Source organism: Saccharothrix hoggarensis, assembly GCF_042678885.1.
In the GTDB taxonomy this organism is placed as follows: Bacteria; Actinomycetota; Actinomycetes; order Mycobacteriales; family Pseudonocardiaceae; genus Actinosynnema; species Actinosynnema hoggarensis.
Genome location: NZ_JBHTLK010000315.1, coordinates 1 through 6,454, shown reverse-complemented (window position 1 = coordinate 6,454; position 6,454 = coordinate 1). Strand labels below are relative to the sequence as shown.

General features: G+C 71.1%; 6 protein-coding genes and 2 pseudogenes. 4 read left to right on the top strand and 4 right to left on the bottom strand.

What is annotated here, in order from left to right:
- Positions 1 to 253: 253 nt before the first annotated feature.
- Positions 254 to 733 (top strand): annotated as a pseudogene (locus ACFQ3T_RS33385) (cellulose binding domain-containing protein); the annotation flags it as partial.
- Positions 734 to 966: 233 nt separating this feature from the next.
- Here ACFQ3T_RS33385 and ACFQ3T_RS33380 read toward each other — a convergent pair.
- Complete coding sequence (locus ACFQ3T_RS33380; RefSeq protein WP_380729620.1) at positions 967 to 1,143, bottom strand: hypothetical protein; 177 nt, start codon at positions 1,141 to 1,143, stop codon at positions 967 to 969.
- Between ACFQ3T_RS33380 and ACFQ3T_RS33375 the strand changes: the two genes are divergently transcribed.
- The 3 genes from ACFQ3T_RS33375 (at position 1,097) to ACFQ3T_RS33365 (ending at position 3,132) form a co-directional block, all read left to right on the top strand.
- Positions 1,097 to 1,918: a pectate lyase family protein gene (locus tag ACFQ3T_RS33375; RefSeq protein WP_380729618.1), complete on the top strand. Its 822-nt coding sequence runs from the start codon at positions 1,097 to 1,099 to the stop codon at positions 1,916 to 1,918. The two genes, ACFQ3T_RS33380 and ACFQ3T_RS33375, sit on opposite strands and share 47 nt — an antisense overlap.
- A gap of 97 nt (positions 1,919 to 2,015) precedes the next feature.
- Positions 2,016 to 2,573, top strand: a complete 558-nt coding sequence (locus ACFQ3T_RS33370) for a hypothetical protein (RefSeq protein WP_380729613.1) — start codon at positions 2,016 to 2,018, stop codon at positions 2,571 to 2,573.
- 172 nt (positions 2,574 to 2,745) lie between these two features.
- The gene (locus tag ACFQ3T_RS33365) at positions 2,746 to 3,132 is read left to right on the top strand and encodes an HNH endonuclease (RefSeq protein ID WP_380729611.1); all 387 of its coding nucleotides are present in this window, start codon (positions 2,746 to 2,748) and stop codon (positions 3,130 to 3,132) included.
- An 81-nt stretch (positions 3,133 to 3,213) separates the two neighbouring features.
- Here ACFQ3T_RS33365 and ACFQ3T_RS33360 read toward each other — a convergent pair whose 3' ends face one another.
- From ACFQ3T_RS33360 to ACFQ3T_RS33350, 3 genes and pseudogenes are all read right to left on the bottom strand, one after another.
- A complete protein-coding gene (locus ACFQ3T_RS33360; protein ID WP_380729608.1) occupies positions 3,214 to 4,638 on the bottom strand; it encodes a WGR domain-containing protein in 1,425 nt (474 codons plus the stop codon).
- Positions 4,639 to 4,777: 139 nt separating this feature from the next.
- Entirely contained in the window at positions 4,778 to 6,109 is a 1,332-nt protein-coding gene (locus ACFQ3T_RS33355; RefSeq protein ID WP_380729606.1) for an LLM class flavin-dependent oxidoreductase, read from the bottom strand.
- A gap of 2 nt (positions 6,110 to 6,111) precedes the next feature.
- A pseudogene (locus tag ACFQ3T_RS33350) lies at positions 6,112 to 6,454 on the bottom strand (ROK family transcriptional regulator); the annotation flags it as partial.

The window sequence follows — 6,454 nt, the reverse complement described above, 5'->3', positions numbered from 1 at the left end:
CCCCGGGCCCCCCCCCGCCGCGCCCCCGGCTCGTGGGCGCCGGGAGGCGCGCCCGGCGGGTGGCGACGGCCTCCGCGGACGACTTCGCCCGCCGCGGCCGAGCGGCGGGCGAACGTCGCGTGATTCGGAGGAATGCGAATGTTTCTCCCGGCGCGGTCTATTTGTTCACATGCGTGAAGGCGGGCTCGGTAAACAAGACCGCTCCGCTTGTTCATCACCGTGAATTTTGTTGCCTGTCCCGCACACTTGCGCAATGCTCGCTGGGAGCGTTCCCAGATTTCCGGAGATCGCTGGCGTTCCCGCTGGTAGTGGGGCCGGTGTCACTGAGGGCCGCTGTCCAGGAGTGCTGTTCGCAAGGAGGCGACGCATGAGTCTGCGCATTGGTGAACGAACGAGGAGCCGGATCGCCGGTATTGCCGCGGTCGCGTCGGTGGCGGCTTTGACCGGGGGCTTGGTGATGGCGACCGGCGCCAATGCCAATGCGGCGGTCGGGTGTCGGGTCGACTACACCGTGACGAGCCAGTGGGAGGGCGGGTTCGGCGCCAACGTCACGGTGACCAACCTGGGTGACCCGGTCTCGAACTGGACGCTGGCGTGGTCGTTCGGCGCCGGTCAGAAGGTGACCCAGCTGTGGGGTGGTGAGTTCTCCCAGTCCGGCAGCGCGGTGACGGTGCGCAACACGTCCTGGAACGGCTCGCTGGCCACGGGCGCGTCGGTGACGCCGGGCTTCAACGGCACCTGGACCGGCTCCAACCCCGCGCCCACCTCCTTCACGCTCAACGGCGTCGCCTGCACCGGACAGCCGACCGGCACCTCGACCACGACCTCGACGTCCACGTCCACCTCCACGTCAACGTCAACGTCCACCTCCACGTCGACCACGACCTCGACCACCACGACGTCGAACCCGCCGCCCACGGGCGCGGCGACGGGCTTCGCGTCGCAGAACGGCGGGACCACCGGCGGTCAGGGCGGGAGGACGGTCCGGGCCACCACGGGAACGCAGATCCACCAGGCGCTGTGCAGCCGGGCGAGCAGCTCCACCCCGATCATCATCGAGGTCGAGGGCACCATCAACCACGGCAACACCAGCGCGGTGTCGGGCGGCAGCTGCTCGACCGCCTCCGGTGTGATCGAGCTCAAGCAGATCAGCAACGTCACGATCATCGGCGTCGGCGCCGGCGCGGTCTTCGACCAGCTGGGCATCCACATCCGGGAGTCCCGCAACATCATCATCCGGAACGTGACCGTCCGGAACGTCAAGAAGTCGGGTTCTCCCACCTCCAACGGCGGTGACGCCATCGGGATGGAGAGCAACGTCCGCAACGTCTGGGTCGACCACGTCAACCTGCTGGCGTCGGGCGGGGAGTCCGAGGGCTACGACGGCCTGTTCGACATGAAGAACAACACCCAGTACGTGACCCTGTCCTACAGCACCCTGCGCAACTCGGGCCGCGGCGGGCTGATCGGGTCCAGCGAGAGCGACCTCTCGAACGGGTTCGTCACGTTCCACCACAACCTGTACGAGAACATCGACTCGCGGGCGCCCCTGCTGCGCGGCGGGGTGGGCCACATGTACAACAACTACTACGTGAGCCTGAACGAGTCCGGCATCAACTCCCGGGCCGGGGCGAAGGCCAAGGTGGACAACAACTACTTCAAGAACTCGCGTGACGTCCTCGGGACCTTCTACACCGACATGGCCGGCTACTGGCAGGTCAGCGGCAACATCTTCGACAACGTCACGTGGTCCGCGCCCGACAGCGAGCACAAGCCCGCCGGGCCGGACGTCAAGTCCACCACCACGGTCGGCATCCCCTACAGCTACACGCTCGACCAGGCCGCCTGCGTGCCGACCATCGTCGGGCGGACGGCAGGCGCCAACACCGGCATGCGCGAGTCGAACGGCGTCTGCTAGCAACGTTTCGCCGCGCGCTGTCACGGACGGCGGCTACCGGGCCGGTGTGCTCGGTAGCCGCCGTCTCGCCTGTGGGCCGGGCGGTAGCGTCGGTCCTGTGGCGACCGGGCCGGTCGAGTCGGCGGAAGGCGTGGTGGGTGTCGCCTACGCGCACTTCTACGTGGAATCGCGAGGGCTGCGCGAGCCTCCGCGATTCGTTTTCGACGATGATGACGGGTTCCTCGCGGTGATGGACGACGTGGTCGCGCTGCACGCCACGTCCGACGTGATCAGGTCGGCGAACGTCCGCATCGAGGCGTGGGATCGACTGCCCGAGGTGGGTGGTCCTGGCGAGGCGGAGGTGGCCGAGGGAACGGTGGCGCTCTCCGACGGTGCGGTGCGTGCGAGAGCCGTGCCGGCGACCGCGCCGGACATCGACACCGTCCCGGTCGGTCCGGCCGGGTGGTACCACGTCCGCGCGTTCCGTTGGGGCGCCGATGTGGACGGACGGGTCGAGCACTTCCTGCTCCAGCTCTGGCCTTCGGGCGAACCCGCCGCCGCGGACCGGTCACGCCCGGCGGAACCGGATGAGCTCACGGCGTGGAACCGGCAGATCAGGCAGTGGGCCGACGCCCAGGGCTTTCGGGGTTCCGGTGGCAGGGGTGGCCATGACTGAACCTCCGACTGAGCCGAACGTCGGCAGCCGCAGTGGGGTGGAACCCGTGACCGGTCGGCCCACGATGGCGTGACCGGCCGGTCGGCTGCCGACCCGGCGGCTCCCCGGCGCCCGTCGCGCGGGCACGGCGGGTCTGCGGGCTGTGCGGACGTCACGCGCGTAGGGTGCGCGCATGGCCGTCGGGGGCAGCAGGAGGGCGCGGGCCGCGCGCAAGCGGACGCGGCGGATGCAGCGCGTCGAGAACGACCTCACCGTGGCGGAGTGGACCGCGCTGAAGGCGGCCTGGGGTGGGTGTGCCTACTGCGGGGCCGCCGGTGTGCCCCTCCAGAAGGACTGCGTGCAGGCGTTGTCGCGCGGAGGGCGGTACACGCTCGACAACATCGTGCCGGCGTGCCGGTCCTGCAACGCGAGCAAGTGCAACGCCGAGGTGACGGGGTGGCTGCGGCGGAAGCGGTTGGACGAGAGGGCGTTCCTGCTGCGGCAGGTGGAGGTCAACGCCGAGCTGGCGCTGCGGTTCGGGAGCGCGGTCGTCTCGGAAAGCGCTGGTGGCGTGGGGTGAACCCACCGCGCGCCGTGCCGAGCACGGCGGCCTGTGGGCAGCACTGTCCGGACGCCCAGGCCGCCGTGCTCGGCACGTGGCTCAGCGCAGGCGCTTGATCTCCCCGCGGGCGCGGTAGAACGAGCCGTTGGCCGAGGGCAGCACCTCGGTGACCAGGTAGCGCGCGCCGGGGACGCGGATGTTCTTCGGGAACTGCACGCCCCACGTGCGGTCGTAGCCGTCCGACACCACGTGCACGCGGACGCGACCGCCCACCTGGACGCACTCGAGGACGACGCCCTCGCCCGGCGCGACGTGGGAGACCACCTCGACGTCGGCGGTCGCCTCGACGCGCGCGATGGCGCCGGCCTTGATGTCCTGGCGCGGCGGGAGTTGGCCCTGTTCGGCGGCGTGCACGGCGGCGGGGCCGGCGTCCAGGCACGCCAGTGAGCCGTCCGTCGTCACGAGGTAGAGGCGTTCGTCGCGGTACTGCATGGAGAACGCCGAGCCGCAGCCGGTGGCGAGCTTCCACAGCCTGGTGCCGTCGGCGGCGAAGCAGTACACCGAGGACTGGTTGTCGCCCGCGAACACCAGTCGGCCGTCGGGCGAGGTCGCGCAGGAGAACACGGCCGCGTCACAGCGGTAGTCGGCGATCTTAGCGCCGTCGGACTTGCGGAGGCGCTGCACGTAACCGCGGCTGGTGCCGGCGAAGACCTCGGTGCGCTCCTGCCAGCCGAACAGCACCTGCCCCGGCGTGTCGGCGTGCCAGACCTGGTCGCCGCGGCCGGTGTAGTGCGTGACGCCGCGGGAGTGGCCGTGGAACACGCCTTCGGACGCGCAGCGGACCATCCACGCGCTCTCGCCGGTGGCCGGGCGCGACCACTGGAACTCGTCCTCGTGGTCCACCACGGTCACCCGGCCCTGCCGGTCGGACACGCCCAGCACGCCGTCGTGGATGTCGAGCCAGTAGATGTCGACGTCCTCGGCGATCTCGTAGGCGACGCGCGGCACCTTGGCGCCCAGGTCGTACACCCGGCCGTCGTCGCACCCGGCGTAGATCCAGAAGTCGTCGGCGACGATGCACTTGACCGAGTCGGGCAGGCCGAACCGCCCGGTGACCCGGCCGTCGTGGGTGAGGGTGTAGACGTCGCCGTCCTCGTTGCCGACCCACGCCTGGTCCTCGCCGACGTAGATCCCGAACGCCGGCGCGCCGGACGCGAACCGCCACAGCACCGGCGCCTGGTGGGCCGTCGAACGGGTGCTGACGATCTGCCGCCTGCTCGTCGGCCGACGCCGGCGCAACCCCCGGACGGCGGGCGCGTAGCCCTTGCGCACCTTCTCGCCGATCTTCTTCTCGGCGGCCTTCAGCGCCTTGGCGTGGTCGGCGAAGGTGGCGCTGCGGACCTGCCCCTGCTCGCCGATGCGCCCGAAGGTGATGGTGACCTCGGTGCCGTCGACGCGCACCTCGTAGAACTTGTGCGCCCCACCGTCCGCTTCGGACAGCTCCAGGTACGTGGTGCCGGACATCCGCGCTCCCCCTCAAGGTCAACTGCGAGGAACGGTAGCGGCCACCACCGACAATTCCGGATCACGCAGGTCAGAGCGCGAACCGGCCGACGCGCCCGGCTTCACCGGACGGGCGGCCGACCGGTGAAGCCGAGGGCACTCAGACGAGCGCGGTCGCGGCGTAGCGGCTGACCGGGCGCGGCAGGCCGTAGTGCTCGCGCAGCGTGCGGCCGGTGTACTCGGTGCGGAACAGGCCGCGGGCCCGCAGCAGCGGCACGACGTGGTCCACGAAGTCCTCCAGGCCGGACGGCAGGAGGGGCGCCATGACGTTGAAGCCGTCCGCCGCGCCCGTCGTGAACCACAGCTCGATGTGGTCGGCGATCTGCTCGGGCGTGCCCGCCACGACCTGGTGCCCGCGACCGCCGCCGAGGCGGCCGAGGAGCTGGCGCAACGTCAGCCGCTCGCGCTGCGCCAGGTCGCGGACCAGCTCGAACCGGCTCTTCGCGCCGTTGACGCGGGAGACCGGCGGGAACTCGGGCAACCGCTCGTCCAGCGGGTGGTCGGTCAGGTCGACGCCGATCAGCTCGGTCAGCTGCCGCACCGCCCGCACCGGGATGATCAACCCGTCCAGCTCGTCGGCCAGCGCCCGCGCCTCGGTCTCCGTGCCGCCGAGCACGGGGACGATGCCGGGCAGCACCTTGACGTCCTCGGCGGCACGTCCCCGGGCCGTGACGCGGCGCTTGAGGTCGGCGTAGAACGCGGTCGCGTCGCCGTGCGTCTGGTGCGCGGTGAACACCGCCTCCGCCCACGCCGACGCGAACGCCCTGCCGTCCTCGCTCGACCCGGCCTGCACCAGCAGCGGGTGCCCCTGCGGGCTGCGCACCGCGTTCAACGGCCCGCGCACAGAGAAGAACCGGCCCTTGTGGTTGATCTCGTGCACCTTGGCGTCCTCGGCGAACACGCCGGACTCGCGGTCCACGACCAGCGCGTCGTCCTCCCACGAGTCCCACAGCGCGGTGACCACGTCCAGGAACTCGTCGGCACGCTGGTAGCGCTCGGCGTGCTCGGTGTTGACCTCGCGGTTGAAGTTCTGCGCCGACCGGTCGCCCGCCGTGGTCACGATGTTCCACCCGGCCCGGCCGCCGCTGATGTGGTCGAGCGAGGAGAACAGCCGGGCCAGGTTGTACGGCTCGCTGAACCCGGTCGACGCGGTCGCGATCAGGCCGATGCGCTCGGTGGCCTGCGAGATCGCGGTCAGCAGCGTGACCGGCTCGAACCGGTTGGCGGCGGTGTGCCGCACGTCGCCCCAGATCTGCACGCCGTCGGCGAGGAACACCGAGTCGAACGTCCCGCGCTCGGCGATCCGCGCCAGGTGCTGGAAGTGCGCGACGTCGTCGAGGGCGCGCGGGTCGGTGCGGGGGTGCCGCCAGGCGGCCTCGTGGTGGCCGACGCCCATGAGGAACGCGTTGAGGTGGAGCTCTCGTGCGGACAACTTCAGACTCCCAGTCGGATCGGGTTGCGGATGTTGAGGGGATCGGCGTAGATCGCGTCCAGCTGCACGGCGCCGGCGGCCACGCCGAGGGCGTCCAGGCCGAAGCTGCTCGGCAGCACGGACGACGGCGACGGGCACGCGCGCGAGGTCGCGGCCACCTCGGCGCGCAGGGCGTCGGCGCACTCGGGCAGCCGGACGACGCCCAGCTCGGTGACCACGACGACATCCGGGTTGACGATGTCGAACAGCAGCGCCGCCGCGCGGGCGACGATCCGGGCGCGGTCCACGAGCAGCGCGGTGACCGCGGCGTTCCCGGCCACGGCGGCGTCAGCCAGGTCCGCGATC